This is a genomic window from Streptomyces sp. L2 (assembly GCF_004124325.1).
Taxonomy (GTDB): domain Bacteria; phylum Actinomycetota; class Actinomycetes; order Streptomycetales; family Streptomycetaceae; genus Streptomyces.
In genome coordinates, this window is the sequence record NZ_QBDT01000001.1 from 2,548,750 (window position 1) to 2,565,225 (window position 16,476).

Here is a 16,476-nt window from a genome sequence, read left to right on the forward strand (position 1 = left end):
GCCTGCCGGGCACCGCCCACGACACCCGCGCACGACCCCCGCACACGACCCCACACAGGAGGGGAACCATGAGCAGCGTCGACGCCCTCATCGCCCACACCCTGGGCATCGGCGAGGACCGCGTCACCAGCGCCCTCGAATACCAGTCGATCCGGGAGTGGGACTCGCTCGGCCACGTCTCGCTGATGGCGGCGCTCGAAGCGGCGTACGGGGTGACGATCGACGACGAACTCACCCTCGCGCTGCGCTCGGTGCCGGCGATCCGCGCGTTCGCCGAGGGCAGCACCCTCGGCACGGCGCCGGCACCGCTGTCCGCGTCCGCGTCCGAAGCCCCGCAGGCGCACACCGTGCACCGGGGCCTGGACGGCGTCCGCTTCGACCGGACGACCATCACCCGCATCGACGGTGCCGAGGGCGTCCTGGAGTACCGCGGCTACAGCATCCACGACCTCGCCGGGCGTGCCTCCTTCGAGGAGGTGGCGTACCTCCTGGTGTACGGCCGGCTGCCCGACGCCGACGCCCTGACGGCGTTCGAGAAGGAGCTGCGCGCCGCCCGGGAACTGCCCCGGCCGGTGCTCGACCTGGCCCGTTCGCTGGCCGGCGCCCACCCCATGGACGCGCTGCGCACGTGTGTCTCGGCGCTCGGCGCGTTCGGCCCGCGGCGCCCGGCGGACACCGACGAGTCGCTGGAGGAGGCGCGGGAGACCGGCATCGCGCTGATCGCCCGGATCCCGATGATCGTCGCCGCCCACCACGCCTACCGCAGCGGGCGGGAGCCGTCGATCCCGGCGGAGGAGACCTCGTACGCGGACGCCTTCCTCACCGCGCTGCTCGGGGAGCGGCCCACGGCGGCGGCCGTGCGGTTCATCAACAAGGGGTTCATCGTCCACGCCGACCACAGCTCCAACGCGTCGGCGTTCGCCGCCCGCGTGGCCGTCGGCTCGCGCGCGGGGATGACGGCCGCCCTCACCGCGGCCGTAGCCACCTTCGCCGGCTCGGTGCACGGCGGGGCCGCCGAGCGGGTGGTCCGGCTGGTGGACCAGGTCGGCTCGCCCGAGCGGGCCGCCGAGTACGTGGCCGAACTGCGCGGCCGGGGCGAGCCGGTGATGGGTTTCGGCCACCGCGTGTACCGCACCGAGGACCCGCGGGTACGTCATCTGCGCGACACGGTCGTGGAGTTGAGCCGGGAGCGGGGCGACAGCGGCGGGCTCGACATCCTCGACGCCGTGGCCGAGGCGATGCGCCCCTACGGCCGCTACGGTCTCGCGCCCAACGTGGACCTGTACGCCGGTCTCGCCTACCGCCTGCTCGGTCTGCCCGACGACCTCGCCGTACCGCTGTTCGTGGTCGGCCGCACCGCGGGCTGGGTGGCGCAGGCCCTGGAGCAGCAGTCCAACAACGTGCTCATCCGGCCGCTGCTGGAGTACGTCGGCCCGCGCGGCCTGCGCTACCCCGCCGACCGGACGGCGGCGGGCCGATGACGGCGCCGGCCGGGACGCCGCTCGCCGGGCGGGACGCGGAGCCGTACGGGCTGCCCGAGTTCGCCGCGGGGGCGGGCTTCGACCTGGACGCCGTCCCGTACACCGGGCGGGTGCTGCTGGAGTCGCTGCTGCGTGCGGGTGACCCCGCCGCGGCGGCCGGGCTCGGCAAGCGGCTCGCGGCGGGCGAGGAACCGGGCCTGGAGATGCCGTTCGTGCCCGCGCGGATCCTGGTCCAGGACTACACCGGCATCCCGCTGCTGGTGGACCTCGCCGCGCTGCGCGACCGGGTGGACCGGCCCGGCCTCGTGCATCCGGCGCTGCCCGTCGACGTGGTCGTCGACCACTCCGTGCAGACCGACTTCGCGGGGCGGGCGGACGCGCTGGCCCGCAACGAGGCGCTGGAACTGGAGCGCAACCGCGAGCGGTACGCGTTCCTGAAGTGGGCCGAGGGGGCGTTCGACGGGCTGCGGGTGGTTCCGCCGGGCAGCGGCATCGTCCACCAGGTCAACCTGGAGCAGCTGGCGACCGTGGTCGCGCAGGGCCCGGACGGTGTGCTCTTCCCGGACACCGTGATCGGCACCGACAGCCACACCACCATGGTCAACGGGCTCGGGGTCCTCGGCTGGGGGGTCGGCGGGCTGGAGGCGGAGGCCCTGCTGCTGGGGCTGGCCCGGCCGGTCCGCGTGCCGGCCGTGGTGGGTGTGCGCCTGACCGGCGCCCCGCGTCCGGGCACCTCGCCGTCCGACATCGTCCTCGCGCTGACCGAGCGGCTGCGCCGGGAGGGCGTACGCGGGCTGATGCTGGAGTTCACCGGCCCGGCGACGGGCGCCCTGTCGGCCCCGGACCGCTGCACGATCGCCAACATGGCGCCCGAGTACGGTGCCATGACCGCCTTCTTCCCGGTGGACGCCGAGACCCTCGACTACCTGCGGCGCACCGGCCGTACGGAGGCGCAGGCGGCCCGCGTGGCCGCGTACTGCCACCGGCAGCGCCTGCTCCGCGAGGACGGTGCCCCGGAACCCCGGTTCGGCCGCGTCATCGAGTTCGACCTGACCGAGGTGGGCCCCAACCTGGCCGGCCCCAGCCGCCCCGACCAGCGCATTTCACTCACCGACCTCCCCGCGTCCTTCGCGGCGCTGCGCCCGGCCGGGGCCCGGGACCAGGGCGAGGCGAGTTCCGGAGCCGACGACGCGTCCGGGGCCGGGACCACGGCCGAGGCCGACGCCGGTGCCCCGGCTCGAACCAGCACCGGCGACAAGGCCGAACCCGGTGCCGCGGCCGGCGAGGCTCCAGCCGCCCCCCGGCCGGCCGGGCCCGCCGCCCGGGCCGGGGTCCCGGGCCGCGTTCGGGACGGGGATCTCGTCATCGCGTCCATCACCTCCTGCACCAGCACCTCCAACCCGAGGGCGATGCTGGCGGCCGGGGTGCTGGCGCGGCGGGCCGTCGAGCGGGGTCTGACCGTTCCCGGGCATGTGAAGACGAGTCTGGCGCCCGGGTCCCGGGCCGTCACCCGGTATCTGCGCGAGGCGGGGCTGCTCGCGGACCTGGAGAAGCTGGGCTTCCATGTCACCGGGTACGGCTGCATGACCTGCAACGGCGGCAGCGGCCAGCTGAACGAGGGCGTCGGGGAGGCCGTGGACGAGGGCGGCCTGACGGTGGCGGCGGTGCTCAGCGGCAACCGCAACTTCGAGGGCCGGGTGCACGCCCAGGTCCGCGCCGGTTACCTGGCCTCGCCGGCCCTGGTCGTCGCGCTGGCCCTCGTCGGGCACGTCCGCGCCGACCTGGACCGCGAACCGCTGGGCACTGACCCGGGCGGCGAGCCGGTGATGCTGCGCGACCTGTGGCCGGACGACGGGGAACTGCGGCGGCTGGAGGCGGAGTTCGTCACCCCCGGCGTCTTCGCCGAGGACCCGGCGGCCCGGGCCGCATGGGACGCCGTACCGGCGTCGCGCGCGGAGGTGTTCGCCTGGGACCCGGACTCCACCTACATCCGGCCCCCGGCGTACACCGACGCCGCCCCCCGCACCGGTTCGCTGACCGGCGCGCGGGCGCTGCTCGCGCTCGGCGACGACGTCAGCACCGACCACATCTCCCCCGTCGGCGCGATCGCCCCGGACTCCCCGGCCGGGCGCTACCTGGCCGAACGCGGTGTGCGGCGGCGGGACTTCAACTCCTACGGCTCGCGGCGCGGCAACCACGAGGTGATGGCCCGCGGCGCCTTCGGCAACCCCCGGCTGCGCAACCGGCTGGTGGGCACGGGCGACAGCGGCGGCACGACGCTGCACCTGCCGAGCGGCGATCGGCTGCCGGTGTACGAGGCGGCCTGCCGGTACGCCGCCGAGGACACCCCGCTGATCGTGCTGGCGGGCCGCTCCTACGGCATGGGCTCCTCCCGGGACTGGGCGGCCAAGGGCCCCTGGCTGCTGGGGGTGCGGGCGGTCCTCGCCGAGAGCTTCGAGCGCATCCACCGCGCCAACCTGTGCGCCATGGGCATTCTGCCGCTGCTGCTGCCCGAGGGCCGCGGCTGGGCGGATCTGGGGCTGACCGGGCACGAGGAGTTCCGGCTGGCGCTGGAAGACGTCCGGGAGACCGGCACGGCGGAGGTCACCGCGGGCACCGCCTCCTTCACCGCGCGCGTCGACGTGCACGCCGGAGAGTGGGACGTGCTACGCGCGGGCGGCACCCTGCCCCACCTGCTGCACCGGCTGCGGACCGAGGAGGCGCGGTGAACCACACGGACATGCACCCACCCGCCCCACCGGCCGCGGACCGAGGAGGCGCGGTGAACCACACGGACATGCGCCCACCCGCCCCACCGGCTGCGGACCGAGGAGGCGCGGTGAGCCGCACGGACATGCACCCACCCGCCCCACCGGCCGCGGACCGAGGAGGCGCGGTGAGCGGCGCGGGGCTGCCGGTCGGCCGCGGCGGACCGGGCCGGGCGGCCGGGCGGCTGCTGGACGAGCTGGGGCTGCGCTCCGCCGTCGGGGCGGACGCGCTCGCGGCCGGCGAGAAGACGTTCAGCCCGGTCCACCTCGGCACCCAGGACGTGCCGGTCGGCGCGCTGCTGGACGCGCTGCACCGCGATCCCGACCTGCTGCCGCCGCGCACCGGGCACCTCGGCAACTGGGAGGACATCGCGCTCGGCCGGTCGGGCCCGATGGACTTCAACACCGCGATCTGCGGCGGCGGTCACGGCTATCCGCTGATCTACGGCTTCACCCGCACCGAGGCCGCCACGGAGGGCGGCGACGAGGGGTACCGGCCCGGCTCGCTGATCGAGCAGGGCAAGCGGGACACCCTCGACCTGTACACCTGGGACGGGCGGGCCTTCGTACGGCGCGACCGCGACCGCCCGCTGTTCTGCCCGCTGACCCAGGCCGGGGTCGACGGCGGCCTGGTGCCGCTCGTCGACCTGCACTGGCGCCGGATGGGCACCATCCCCGGCTACCGCTTCCGGCAGTGGGCCACCGTCCTGGTCGAACACGGCCCGCTGGTCACGGACATGCTCACGCTGCTCATCGAGCAGGCCGACGCCACGGCGAAGCAGGGCACCCGCCTGGCGGAGCTGATCAGCCAGGCGGTCCGGCTGGACGGCGACGTGGCCCGCTGCGACCTGGCGGCGGACGGCCCGGGATACGTGCTGGACGGGTACCGCTACCCGTCCGCCCGCGCGCTCGCCGAGGCCGCGATGGTGCTGGTGCGGGCCCTGACCGACCCGGCGGCCTTCTTCGAGCAGCTGCCCGGCCTGCCGCCGGTGCTGCCGGTGATGTCGCTGCAGCTGACCAACGTGCTGTTCGGCCTGCTGGACACCCACCACCCGGACCGCCCGGCCGGCGCCCCGGAGTCGTCCTTCATCACGCATGTGCACTGGGGGGCGCGGGCCATGGCCGGCTGTCCGCCCCGGCGCGGCGGCTATCTGACGCGCCGGTCCACGGTCCGCTCGCTGCGGGCGATCACCACCCCGCTGGTGCGCCGTTTCGAGCAGGCCGCTCCGGTGGCGTTCGTGCTGCTGCCCGCGCAGGTCTTCATGCTCTGCCCGCCCAGCACCTCCCCGGCCGACGCCGACCTGCTCGCGGACCTGTTCCGCACGGTGCGCGCGGCCCGGCCCGACGCCGCCCACGCGACCGCGCTCGGCTGGCTCGGTGAGCACGGGGAGCGGCTCTCGCCGTACCTGCGCGGCCGGTTCAGGCCGGGCACCGGTGTCCCCTCGGACGGGGTGCCGCGCGAGCCGGCCGTGCCGGTGGAGCCGGAGGGCTTCCGGGAGCTGACGTTCCGGCAGGCCAGCGCCCTGGTCGGGGCCTTCGAGGAGGTGCTGGGATGAGATTCGCGCACCGCGCGGTGACCATCGCGCTCAAGGAGCCGTTCGCCAGCAACACGGGTGTGACCACGGAGGTACGGCAGTCCGTCGTCGAGCTGGACTGGGAGGGGCTGCGCGGGTACGGCACCGCGCGCGGCGCCGATCCGGCAGAGGTCGGCGCGTGCGCCCCGCTGCTCGCGGACGTCTCCTCGCCGTACGAGCTGCGGCGGGTCATGGACCGACTGGCCGGGGCCGGGATCGGGCCGGCCGCCCGGTGCGCGGTGGATCTGGCGCTGCACGACCTGCTCGGCAAGGCGTGCGGGCAGCCCCTGCACCGGCTGTGGGGCCTGGCCGGGCTGCCGGTGCCGCCGACGGCCCTGTCGATCGGCGCCTGCCCGGACGGCGAACTGCGCTCCCGGGCCCGGGAGCTGGCCGGCTGGCCGGTGCTGAAGCTGAAGCTCACCCCGGAGGACGACGGCAGCCGCGCCGGGGTGCTCGCCTCGGTGTACGGCGGCCGTATCCGGGTCGACGGGAACGGCTCGTGGAGCCCGGACCGGGCACTGGAGGTGGCCCGCACCCTGCACCGCCACGGCGTGGAGATCCTGGAGCAGCCGGTCCCGCCCGGCGACCCGGACGCGCTGCGCTATGTGCACGAGCGGTCCCCGATACCGGTGTACGCCGACGAGGACTGCGCCGGGCCCGAGGACATCGGGCGGCTGCGCGGCCGGGTGGGCGGGGTCAACGTCAAGCTGGTCAAGTGCGGCGGCCTCCGCGCGGCCCGCGAGACGGTGACGCTGGCCCGGCGCGCCGGGCTGCGGGTGATGCTCGGCTGCAAGCTGGAGAGCGCCCTCGGGGTGAGCGCCATGACCCAGCTGGCGCCGCTCGCCGACGAACTGGACCTGGACGGCCATCTCGGTCTGGTCGGCGACCCGTTCGCAGGCCCGGCCGTCGAACGTGGTGAGATCGGCCTGCCGACGGCCCCCGGCCTCGGCGCGATCACTACCGGCACCGACTACGGAGACAACTGACATGCGACTGCGCTGTGCCGTCCTCGACGACTTCCAGGACGCGGCCCTCGGCTCGGCCGACTGGAGCCCCGTCGAGGACCGGGTCGAGGTCGTCATCTTCCGCGACCACCTCACCGACGAGGACGAACTCGCCGCCCGCCTCGCCGGCTTCGACATCGTCGTCACCCTGCGCGAGCGGGTCCGGTTCCCGGCCGCGCTGCTGGACCGGCTGCCCCGGCTCCGGCTGCTCGTCGCCTCGGGCATGCGCAACTCGGTGATCGACTACGCGGCCGCCGAGCGGAACGGGGTCACGGTGTGCGGCACCGCCAGCTCCTCCACCCCGCCGGTGGAGCTGACCTGGGCGCTGCTGCTCGGCCTGGCCCGCGACCTGGTCGCCGAGAACACCGCGCTGCGCACCGGCGGCCCCTGGCAGTCCTCGGTCGGCGCCGATCTGCACGGCCGCCGGCTGGGCCTGCTGGGCCTGGGCAAGATCGGCGCCCGGGTCGCCCAGGTCGGCCTGGCCTTCGGCATGCGGGTCAGCGCCTGGAGCCAGAACCTGACGAAGGAGCGCGCCGACGAGGTGGGGGTGGAACTCGCCGCGTCGAAGGAGGAGTTGCTGCGGACCAGCGACTTCGTCTCCATCCACCTCAAGCTCGGCGACCGCACGCGGGGCCTGGTCGGTGCCGCCGAACTCGCCCTGTTCAAGCCCTCCGCCTACCTGGTCAACACCTCGCGCGCGGCCATCGTCGACCAGGACGCGCTGCTCGCCGCGCTGCACGGGGGCCGGATCGCGGGCGCGGGCCTCGACGTGTTCGACGTCGAGCCGCTGCCGGCGGACCACCCCGTGCGCACCGCACCCCGGCTCCTCGCCACCCCGCACCTCGGCTACGTCTCGCAGAGCAACTACGCGACGTACTACAGCCACGCCGTCGAGGACATCCAGGCGTTCCTCGCGGGCGAGCCGGTCCGCCGGCTCGGCTGACCGGACGCCGCGCACGGCCGGCCCCCGCCGGCCGGCCGTGCCCGGGGGCCCCTCGTAGTCCGTACCCTGCACCTTGGAGATCCACGTGAGCGCGCAACGCCGCATGATGAAGCTCGGCGCCTTCCTGCCCGCGCCGGGGCACCACGTCGCCGCCTGGCGCCATCCGGACGCCCGGCCCGACGGCGGACTCGACTTCGACTACTACCGCGGCCTGGTGCGGACCGCCGAGCGCGGCCTGTTCGACATGGTGTTCCTCTCCGACGGGGCGGGCGTGCGCACCAAGTACCGGGACGCCGACGAGCTGAGCCGGCAGGGCCGGATGGTGCACTTCGAGCCGCTGACGCTGCTGTCGGCGCTCGCCGTGCACACCACGCACATCGGCCTGACGGCCACCGCCTCCACCACCTACAACGAGCCCTTCAACGTGGCCCGCGCGTTCGCGTCCCTGGACCACCTGAGCGGGGGCCGCTCGGGCTGGAACGTGGTCACCTCGGCGACCGACGCCGAGGCCCGCAACTTCAACCTGGACAAGCAGCCCGAGCACGCCGCCCGCTACCACCGGGCCCGCGAGTTCATGGAGGTCGTCACCGGGCTGTGGGACAGCTGGGAGGACGACGCCTTCCTCTACGACAAGGAGTCGGGGCGTTTCTTCGACCCGGAGAAGCTGCACATCCTCGGCCACGAGGGGGAGCACTTCAAGGTCCGCGGCCCCCTCAACGTGGCCCGGCCCCCGCAGGGCCATCCGGTGATCGTGCAGGCCGGGTCGTCCCCGGACGGGCAGGACTTCGCCGCCCGCTGGGCCGAGGTCGTCTTCACGGTGCAGCAGACCCTGGACGGGGCGCAGACCTACTACCGCGGGCTGAAGAAGCAGGTGGCCGACCACGGCCGGGACCCGGACGAGGTGAAGATCCTGCCCGGCGCGTTCATCGTCGTCGGCCGCACCCAGGCGGAGGCCGAGGACAAGTACGCCACGCTGCAGGAGCTGGTCGACCCGGTCGTCGGGCTCGGCATGCTCTCGTACCAGCTCGGCATGGTCGACATATCCGGCTACGACCTCGACGGGCCGCTGCCCGAACTGCCGCCCACCGAGGGCTCGACCAGCAAGCAGCAGCTGCTGTACGAGAAGGCCCGCCGGGAGGGGCTGACCATCCGGGAGCTGTACCTGTCCGTGGCCGCCGGGCGCGGGCACCGCTTCCTGCTGGGCACGCCGGAGACGATCGCGGACGCGCTGGAGGAGTGGTTCACGGCGGAGGCCGCCGACGGCTTCAACATCATGCCGGACTACCACCCGGGCGGCCTGGACGCGATCGTCGAGCTGCTGGTGCCGGAGCTGCAGCGGCGCGGGCTGATGCGCACCGCCTACGAGGGCACCACGCTGCGGGAGAACCTGGGCCTGACCCGACCGGCGTTCCGCACGACGGCGGGGGCCACTCCGTGACCGTCGAGGCCACGGCCCTGCGGTCGGTGCTGCGCGCGCACGCCTCCGGCGTCACCGTGCTCACCGCCCGGGGGCCCGCCGGGCCGGCCGGCGTCACCATCACCTCGTTCACCTCGCTCAGCGCGAGCCCGGCACTGGTGTCCTTCGCGCTGGCCGAGACCTCCAGCACCTGGGAACTGGTCCAGGACGCGCGGTGGTTCGGGGTGCAGCTGCTGGGCGCCCACCAGGCGGACCTGGCCGAGCGGTTCGCGACCCGGGGCGCCGACCGGTTCGCCCCGCCCACCGCCTGGCACCACGGCCCGCACGGGGTGCCGCTGCTCGACGACTGCCTGGGCTGGCTCGTGTGCGCCGCGCGCGAACGGATCAGGGTCGGCGACCACCACCTGGTGGTCGCCGCGGTCGAGCAGGTACGCGAAGGCGGCCCCGGGGACAGCCTCGTGCACCTCCACGGGCGGCTGCGGCCGGTCACCTCCACCACCGTGTCAAGGATCTGAGAGCCATGCCGAAAGTCCTGCTGTTCTCCCGCCAGCCGCTCACCGGCCGGCCGCTGCACGAGTGGCTGGACGACACCGCCGACAGCGTCGTCCTGGTCACCACGCCGAAGGCCGTCGAGGGCGCCGAGGACGTCCTCGCCGAGCACTTCCCGATGCACCGGCTGGTGCCGGACTACCACTCCTGGGCCACCGAGCGGGTCGCCGAGGAGGCCGCACGCACGTACGGCGCCGACCTGGTCGCGAGCACCAGTGAGAGCGACGTGCTGCGGGCGGCCCGGCTGCGGGCCCGGCTGGGGCTGCCCGGTCAGCTGCCCGACTCCGCCACCGCCTACCGCGACAAGGTCGTCATGAAGCGGATCGCCCGCGAGGCCGGCATCCGGGTGCCCGCGTTCACGGCGGTGGACAGCGTGGCGGACCTGCTGGACTTCCTGGACCGCACGGGCTGGCCGGCGGTCGTCAAGCCGCGCTTCGGCGCGGGCTCCGAGGGTGTCGCCGTCCTGCGCGGCCCGGAGGACGTCGCCGCGTTCCTGGACCGGCAGCGCGCGGCCGACGTGCCGTACCTGCCGGGGCAGTGGATGGCGGAGAGCTTCGTGCACGGGGACTTCTTCCACGTGGACGGCATCATGCGGGACGGCCGCGTGGTGCATTCCTGGCCGGCGCGGTACAACGGCGGCGGGATCGCGCAGCGGGTGTGGGACGACTCGCACGTCAGCAGCGTCATGCTCGCCCCGGACGACCCCGCCTTCACGCCGCTGGCCGGCCTGACCCGGGACGTGATCGCGGCGCTGCCGGCCGCGCCGCACCCGCTCGCCTTCCACCTGGAGGCGTGGATCGGCGCCGACGGCGAGCCGGTGCTGTGCGAGATCGCCAGCCGGGCCGGGGGCGCGCTGATCGCCGAGGCGTACGAGCGGGTCTTCGGCGTACAGCTCGCGAAGGAGGGCCTGCGCGCCCAGTGCGGCAGCGCGCTCACCCTGGCCGGGCAGCCAGCCGCACCGGCGGAGCTGGCCGGCTGGATCCTGTTCCCGCCGGGCTACGGCGCGTTCGTGCCGCCCGCCGGCCCCTGCCCGGTGCCCACGGCCCAGCTGACGCACGCGATGGCGCCGGGCGCGGTCGGCCGCGGGGTGGAGCACCTGACCCACGCGGCCGCCACCGCCCTGGTGGCGGCCGGGTCGGCGGAGGAGGTCCGCAAGGACATGGAGGAACTGACGCGCTGGTGGTACGACGCCACCGACTGGGTCCGCGGGTCCGACGGGTCCGACGCGTCCGACGCGTCCGACGCGTCCGACGCGTCCGACGCGTCCGACGCGTCCGACGCGTCCTGATGACATCAGATGACATCGGTGGAGAGGAACTGTCATGTCTGAGCACGTCCTGGTCGTCGGGACCGGCCGCGACTTCCCGGCCCGGCTGCGCGCCGCCCGGCCCGGCACCGAGACCACGGTGATGGTCCAGCTGGACTACATCGGCAAGGTGCGCGAACCGGGCGGCAACGCCCGGGTGATCGGGGTGCGCGGGGACGCCGCGGACGCGGAGTGGATCGCGCTGGCGCGGGCCGCGCACGCGCTGCGCCCGTTCACCCGGATCGCCACCTTCGGTGAGCGCGACCAGGACCGTTACGCGGCGATCGGCGAAGCCCTCGGCCTGGCGTGCCACAGCGTGAAGACGGTCGGGCTGGTGCACGACAAGGAGGCCATGCGGGACCGGCTGGCCGAGGCGGGCGCCGACACCACGGCGCACGCCCGGGTCGCCGACGTGGAGGCGCTGCGCGCCTTCGTGGTCGCGCACGGGACCTGCGTGGTCAAGCCGGTCTCCGGTTCGGGCAGCGCGGGCGTGGCCCGGGTGACCGCCGACAGCGACCTGGCCGGCGCCTTCGAGCGGGCCGGGGGCAGCTATCTGGGGCTGGCCAACCCCGGTGTGCTGGTGGAGGAGTTCATCGAGGGCACCCAGTACAGCGTGGAGGCGGTCTCGGAGGAGGGCGAGCACCAGGTGGTCGCCGTCACCCGCAAGTACTCGGACCCGGAGACCTTCGTGGAGCTGGGCCACGTCTCCCCGGCCGTGCTGCCCGAGGAGCGGCGCGCCCAGATCGCGGCGTGCGTGGCCGGTGTCCTGGACGCGCTGGGGGTGACCTTCGGGGTGACGCACACGGAGGTGGTGCTCGGCGGCGCCGGGCCGCGGGTGATCGAGACGCACGTGCGGATGGGCGGCGACGACATCCCGGGGCTGACTCTGGACTCGACCGGTGTCGACCTCGACGAGTGCGCGCTGCGCCAGACGCTCGGGGAGCGGGTGCTGCCGGACGTGCGGGCCGCGCTGGCCGCGGCGGACGGCCGGCCCAGTTCGGCGATCTGGTTCGCGGTGCTGGCCGGGCGCGGGGTGCTGGGCGAGGTGGCCGGCCTGGCCGAGGCGCGTGCGGTGCCCGGTGTGTCGGCGGTCAAGGTGACCGCCCGCGAGGGCGCGGAGGTCGGCGGGCTGACCTCCTCCGACTCCCGGGTGGCGTACGCCCGTGCGCTCGGCGGCAGTGCCGGGGAGGCGGTGGAGGCCGCCCGTGGAGCCGTCGCCCACCTGGAGTTCCAGCTCCGGGTGCGCGACGCGGGTGGCCCGGCGGTGTGAGCCGCCGGGCCACCCGGCCCCTGGTGCCGCCCGCCAGTTCGGCGGGCGGGCGGCACCATCAGCCGGCCGAGTAGTGGTGCTCGGGGCGGCCGCTGTCCCCGTACTTCAGGGTCAGCCGCAGCCGGCCCTGTTCCTCCAGGTACTTCAGGTACCGCTGGGCGGTGGACCGGCTGACCCGGGCGTGTTCCGACACCTCGCAGGCGGACACGGGGCCGCCGGCCCGGGTGACGATCTGCCGGATCAGCTCGGCGGTGCGCTGCGTGTACCCCTTGGGCATCGGGCTGACGGCGGCCGAGGCACGCAGGGTGCCGAGGACCCGGTCGATCTTGTCCTGGTCCAGCTCTGTGTCGTCGAGGGCGCCGCGCAACTGCGCGTACGCCTCCAGCTTGCCGCGCAGCCCGTCGAAGGTGAACGGTTTGACGATGTACTGGAGCACGCCGGCCCGGAGCGCCTCCTGCACGGAGGCGGGCCGGTTGTCGGCGGTCACCATGATGACGTCAACGGCCGGTCCCTCCCGGCGCAGCCGGCGGGTGAGCGACAGCCCGCTCTCGTCCGGCAGGTAGTGGTCGAGGAGGACCAGGTCGATGCCGCCGGACTGGACGGCCTCGAACGCGGCGGCGGCGTCGTGCGCCCGTCCGGCGACGCGGAAGCCGGGCACCCGGGAGACGTACCGGGCGTTGATTCCGGCCACGTGGAAGTCGTCGTCGACGACGAGTACGCCGATCACGAGGCCTCCCGCCCGCCGGTACACCCCGCCGTCCTCGGCAGCCGTACGGTGAACCGCGCGCCGCCGCCGGGGCGTTCGGTCACGGCGACCGTGCCGCCGCGCTCGCGCAGCACGTCGGAGACGAGGGCCAGGCCGAGACCGCGGTGGCCCGCTCCGGTGTGCCGTTTGGTGGAGGCGCCCTCGACGAAGATCCACCGCCGGCGCTCCGGCGGCACTCCGGGGCCGTTGTCCGTCACCCGGAGTTCGGTGACGGGACCTTGTTCGTCCAGGGTGACCTCGATGCGGGGGCCGTCCTGGGTGGGCGCCCGGTGTCCGAGGAGGGCGTCCACGGCGTTGTCGATCAGGTTGCCCAGGACGGTCACCAGGCCGTCCGCGGTTCCCGGGCGCGGATCGAGCCGCGAGGTCCGGCTGACCGACAGTTCGATGCCGTGGGCCGCCGCGGTCACGGTCTTGCCGACGAGGAGCGCGCGGACGAGTGGTTCGCGGACCCGTCCGGTGATCTCCTCCCAGTCGTGCGCGGCCAGTTCGAGCAGGCCGACCAGGGTGTGCAGCGCATTGCGGCGTTCGTGTTTGTGCGCGTAGTCCCGTATACGTGCTGGTGAATTCAGAGCAGGCATGTGATGGGTCACCCAGCCTCTTTCGAGTCTCCCCCGTGCGCGGGATCCGGACATCGTGGCCGAATCACGCACGGCTCATCAGGCCAGCGCAGCGCGGTTGTTGACCGCTTAACCACACTGAGGGCGGTTCAACCGCCACCGGAATTCATTGATTCCGATCGGTGGTGACGGCAGCAAGTCCTGTTGAGTAAAGAGATTGATTTTACCAACTACTTACCTCCGGAACGTACAGGTGAATTCCGGTCCCAGCCCGTACGGCCGGTGCGCTCCCCCGCGAAATCGGCGAAAGGGCATGTCACTCGGGTGCTGAGAGCAGCGAAAGGATCTCCTCCGCCGAGGTGCTGCCGGGCGGCAAGCCCTGTTCCGCCGCCGCGTTCGCCAGCGAGAGCAGCGTCTCGTTGACCGGCGTCGGCACCCCGTGCAGCCTGCCGAGCAGCACGAACTCCCCGTTGATGTAGTCCGCCTCGACCGAACCGGCGCCACGGGCCAGGCTCTGCCACGTGGAGCCCAGCGCGCGTTCACCCTCCGGCACCGGCCGCGGCTCCACGGCGCCCTCGCGCAGCGCGGCCAGTTCGGCGGCTTCGGCGAAGCCGGTCCCGGCGGCCTTCAGCACCGCCGTACCCTCGGCGCGAGCCCGCGCGGCCAGCTCCGCGGCGGCCGACCCGGGCACCACAGGACCGCACAGGGCCTCGACGGTCTGGGCGAGGTTGCCCAGCAGTTTGGTGTACTTGAACCGCATGACGTCCGGTACGACCGGGGCGCGGAACACCGAGTCCTCCAGGTCCGCGGCGACGGCCCGGACCGTGTCGTCGGCGCCGTCGGGATAGCCGCCGAGCACCAGGACGCCGGTGCGGGGGCCGCAGGCCGCGGTGACCGCGCCGGGGCGCAGGAACGAGGCCGGCAGGACCACGCACACCCCGTACACCCGGCGGAACAGGCGCAGCGCCAGCCGCTCGTTCTCCACGCCGTTCTGCGCGCACAGCAGCGGCAGCACCTCCCCCGCCGTACCGCCGCCCGCGACCGGCCGGCGCGCCCAGCGGGCCAGCGCGTCCGCGGTGTGCTGGGTCTTCACGGCCAGGACGAGCACGTCGTCCGGGCGCAGTTCGACGTCCTCGGGGCCACCGGCCACCGGGATGCGCACGTACCGGGTGCCCTCGGGGGTGGTGAAGCGCAGCCCGTCGGCGCGCAGGGCCGCCGCGTGCTCCCCCCGGGCCACCAGGACGACGTCCCGGCCGCTCTCGTGCAGCCGCCCGCCCAGGGAACCCCCGACGGCACCGGCCCCGATCACGATGTACCGCATCACTGCTCTCCGCTTCCCTCGTGCTAGCCCGGCGGACGTCCCGCCGTCACCCGGTCCATTCAACCGAGGTGCCGTACCAGGCCGCGAGTTCCCCCACGCGGCGCTCCACCTCGGCGGCGTCCCGGCCCGTCACGACGTAACCGGCCAGGTACACACCGGACTTCTCGCCGCCCTCGTACCGGGTGCCGACGCGGCCGCGCAGCCGCTGCTCGACGACGTACGGCGGCGGGTCGGCGGGCAGCGCGGCGAGGGTGCCGGCCTCCGGGTAGAAGACGACCCAGCCGGCCGAGCTGCCCGGCGCCGCCCCGGTCACCTCGCGCACCCGGTGCGCGGAGCCCTCGACCTGGGCCAGGAACCACTCCTCGTCCAGGTCGAGGCCGCTCGCGGCGCGCACGGCCGCGCCGGTCAGGGCGCCCCCGGTACGGCTGGCCACCTCGCACAGCACCAGCTCGTCGCCGGGGGTGCGGAACACCTCCAGGTGGAAGGTGGTGCACGCGGGTGTCGGCAGCGCGTCCAGCACCCGCCGGGCGTATCCGGCCAGCCGGTCCACGAGCGGGTCGTCCCGGGTCAGCTGGACCGAGCCCAGGTGGGCGCCGGTGCGGTAGGACAGGCAGTCGTTCAGGTAGCGGGAGACGAACACCGCGCGGGGGCGGCCGTCCACGACGAGGCCGTCCACCACGTACATGTCCCCGTCGACGAACTCCTCGGCCTGCGCGTGCTCGGGCAGCCCGGCGGCGAGCAGTTCGGCGAGGTCGGTGTCGTCGCGCAGCACCCGCGTGCCCGTGGAGCCCGAGCCGAAGGCCGGTTTGACGACCACCGGGTACGGGTGGTCGCGCAGGAAGGCCAGGAGGTCGACGACCAGCCGTACCGGGGCGAACTCCGGGACGCGCACCCCCTGTTCCCGCAGCAGCGACTTCATCAGCACCTTGTCCCGGAACGCGAGCGCGCCGGCGAAGTCCTGGCCGTCCGCGCCGACCAGCTCGCGCAGCCGGGCCGCGCGCAGCACGTCGGCCTCCGAGCGGGCCACCACCGTCCGGGGCCGCAGCGCGAGCACGGCCCGCTCCACCTCGCCGCCGGTGGCGTAGGCGCCGTAGGACCGCGCGCCCGGGATGTGGCGGTACTGGGGGTACCGGCGCGCCGAGACCAGCAGCGAGGGCCGGATCCCGGCCTCGGCGGACCACTTGTCGTAGGGGGTGTCGGCGTAGTCGCTGTCGACGAGGACGACGACCGGTCCGCCGGTGCGGTCCTCGGGGCGGGTGCCGTCCGTAGGTCGTATGCCGTCTTCCGGTCGCACACCGTTCGCCGGTCGTATGCCGTCTGCGGGTGGCATCGCTTTTCCTCCGCTTCGCAGGCCGCCTGCAGCGTAGGTCACCGCCGGCGGCCGCAGAGGTTTTGGGAAAGACCCCGGCGCAATGGGCACAACGAGATTTTCGAAGGGAAGAACGCGTTGTGCCCACAACCGTGGACCGGCCGGAACCCTTGGCTACCGTCCCCTTCCGGGTCGCGTATGCAAAGGGGGA

Annotated in this window: 13 protein-coding genes; 9 read left to right on the forward strand and 4 right to left on the reverse strand. The window is 74.4% G+C overall.

Annotation, left to right across the window (positions count from 1 at the left end):
* Positions 1-68: 68 nt before the first annotated feature.
* From DBP14_RS10760 to DBP14_RS10800, 9 genes are all read left to right on the forward strand, one after another.
* Positions 69-1,481, forward strand: a complete 1,413-nt coding sequence (locus DBP14_RS10760) for a citrate/2-methylcitrate synthase (RefSeq protein ID WP_129306942.1) — start codon at positions 69-71, stop codon at positions 1,479-1,481.
* On the forward strand, positions 1,478-4,210 hold the full coding sequence (gene acnA, locus DBP14_RS10765; RefSeq protein ID WP_129306944.1) for an aconitate hydratase AcnA: 2,733 nt from the start codon (positions 1,478-1,480) through the stop codon (positions 4,208-4,210). Before DBP14_RS10760 ends, acnA begins: the two co-directional genes overlap by 4 nt.
* A 110-nt stretch (positions 4,211-4,320) precedes the next feature.
* The gene (locus DBP14_RS10770; RefSeq protein WP_129306946.1) at positions 4,321-5,805 is read left to right on the forward strand and encodes a DUF6025 family protein; all 1,485 of its coding nucleotides are present in this window, start codon (positions 4,321-4,323) and stop codon (positions 5,803-5,805) included.
* Positions 5,802-6,809, forward strand: a complete 1,008-nt coding sequence (locus tag DBP14_RS10775; RefSeq protein ID WP_129306948.1) for a dipeptide epimerase — start codon at positions 5,802-5,804, stop codon at positions 6,807-6,809. The genes DBP14_RS10770 and DBP14_RS10775 overlap by 4 nt, the downstream gene beginning before the upstream one ends.
* Before the next feature lies 1 nt (position 6,810).
* The gene (locus DBP14_RS10780) at positions 6,811-7,770 is read left to right on the forward strand and encodes a D-2-hydroxyacid dehydrogenase family protein (protein WP_129306950.1); all 960 of its coding nucleotides are present in this window, start codon (positions 6,811-6,813) and stop codon (positions 7,768-7,770) included.
* Between the two features lie 85 nt (positions 7,771-7,855).
* Entirely contained in the window at positions 7,856-9,208 is a 1,353-nt protein-coding gene (locus tag DBP14_RS10785; protein ID WP_129306951.1) for an LLM class flavin-dependent oxidoreductase, read from the forward strand.
* A complete protein-coding gene (locus tag DBP14_RS10790) occupies positions 9,205-9,702 on the forward strand; it encodes a flavin reductase family protein (protein ID WP_129306953.1) in 498 nt (165 codons plus the stop codon). Before DBP14_RS10785 ends, DBP14_RS10790 begins: the two co-directional genes overlap by 4 nt.
* Before the next feature lie 5 nt (positions 9,703-9,707).
* Positions 9,708-11,024, forward strand: coding sequence for an ATP-grasp domain-containing protein (locus tag DBP14_RS10795; protein ID WP_129306955.1), 1,317 nt, complete (start codon positions 9,708-9,710; stop codon positions 11,022-11,024).
* Between the two features lie 34 nt (positions 11,025-11,058).
* Positions 11,059-12,312, forward strand: a complete 1,254-nt coding sequence (locus tag DBP14_RS10800) for an ATP-grasp domain-containing protein (protein WP_129306956.1) — start codon at positions 11,059-11,061, stop codon at positions 12,310-12,312.
* 58 nt (positions 12,313-12,370) lie between these two features.
* Here the strand turns inward: DBP14_RS10800 and DBP14_RS10805 are convergent, their stop codons facing one another.
* The 4 genes from DBP14_RS10805 to DBP14_RS10820 form a co-directional block, all read right to left on the reverse strand.
* On the reverse strand, positions 12,371-13,039 hold the full coding sequence (locus tag DBP14_RS10805; protein ID WP_129306958.1) for a response regulator: 669 nt from the start codon (positions 13,037-13,039) through the stop codon (positions 12,371-12,373).
* Positions 13,036-13,656 (reverse strand): ATP-binding protein, encoded by a 621-nt coding sequence (locus tag DBP14_RS10810; RefSeq protein ID WP_164992300.1) that lies wholly within the window; start codon positions 13,654-13,656, stop codon positions 13,036-13,038. Before DBP14_RS10810 ends, DBP14_RS10805 begins: the two co-directional genes overlap by 4 nt.
* Before the next feature lie 295 nt (positions 13,657-13,951).
* Positions 13,952-14,956 (reverse strand): 2-dehydropantoate 2-reductase N-terminal domain-containing protein, encoded by a 1,005-nt coding sequence (locus DBP14_RS10815; protein ID WP_129306962.1) that lies wholly within the window; start codon positions 14,954-14,956, stop codon positions 13,952-13,954.
* A 46-nt stretch (positions 14,957-15,002) separates the two neighbouring features.
* Entirely contained in the window at positions 15,003-16,286 is a 1,284-nt protein-coding gene (locus DBP14_RS10820; RefSeq protein WP_129306964.1) for an ATP-grasp domain-containing protein, read from the reverse strand.
* Positions 16,287-16,476: the final 190 nt, after the last annotated feature.

Excerpts from the sequence above, each read along its gene's own strand:
- DBP14_RS10760 (WP_129306942.1), top strand. The coding sequence starts at position 69 with ATGAGCAGCGTCGACGCCCTCATCGCCCACACCCTGGGCATCGGCGAG.
- acnA (WP_129306944.1), top strand. The coding sequence starts at position 1,478 with ATGACGGCGCCGGCCGGGACGCCGCTCGCCGGGCGGGACGCGGAGCCG.
- DBP14_RS10775 (WP_129306948.1), top strand. The coding sequence starts at position 5,802 with ATGAGATTCGCGCACCGCGCGGTGACCATCGCGCTCAAGGAGCCGTTC.
- DBP14_RS10780 (WP_129306950.1), top strand. The coding sequence starts at position 6,811 with ATGCGACTGCGCTGTGCCGTCCTCGACGACTTCCAGGACGCGGCCCTC.
- DBP14_RS10795 (WP_129306955.1), top strand. The coding sequence starts at position 9,708 with ATGCCGAAAGTCCTGCTGTTCTCCCGCCAGCCGCTCACCGGCCGGCCG.
- DBP14_RS10800 (WP_129306956.1), top strand. The coding sequence starts at position 11,059 with ATGTCTGAGCACGTCCTGGTCGTCGGGACCGGCCGCGACTTCCCGGCC.
- DBP14_RS10810 (WP_164992300.1), bottom strand. The coding sequence starts at position 13,656 with ATGCCTGCTCTGAATTCACCAGCACGTATACGGGACTACGCGCACAAA.
- DBP14_RS10815 (WP_129306962.1), bottom strand. The coding sequence starts at position 14,956 with ATGCGGTACATCGTGATCGGGGCCGGTGCCGTCGGGGGTTCCCTGGGC.
- DBP14_RS10820 (WP_129306964.1), bottom strand. The coding sequence starts at position 16,286 with ATGCCACCCGCAGACGGCATACGACCGGCGAACGGTGTGCGACCGGAA.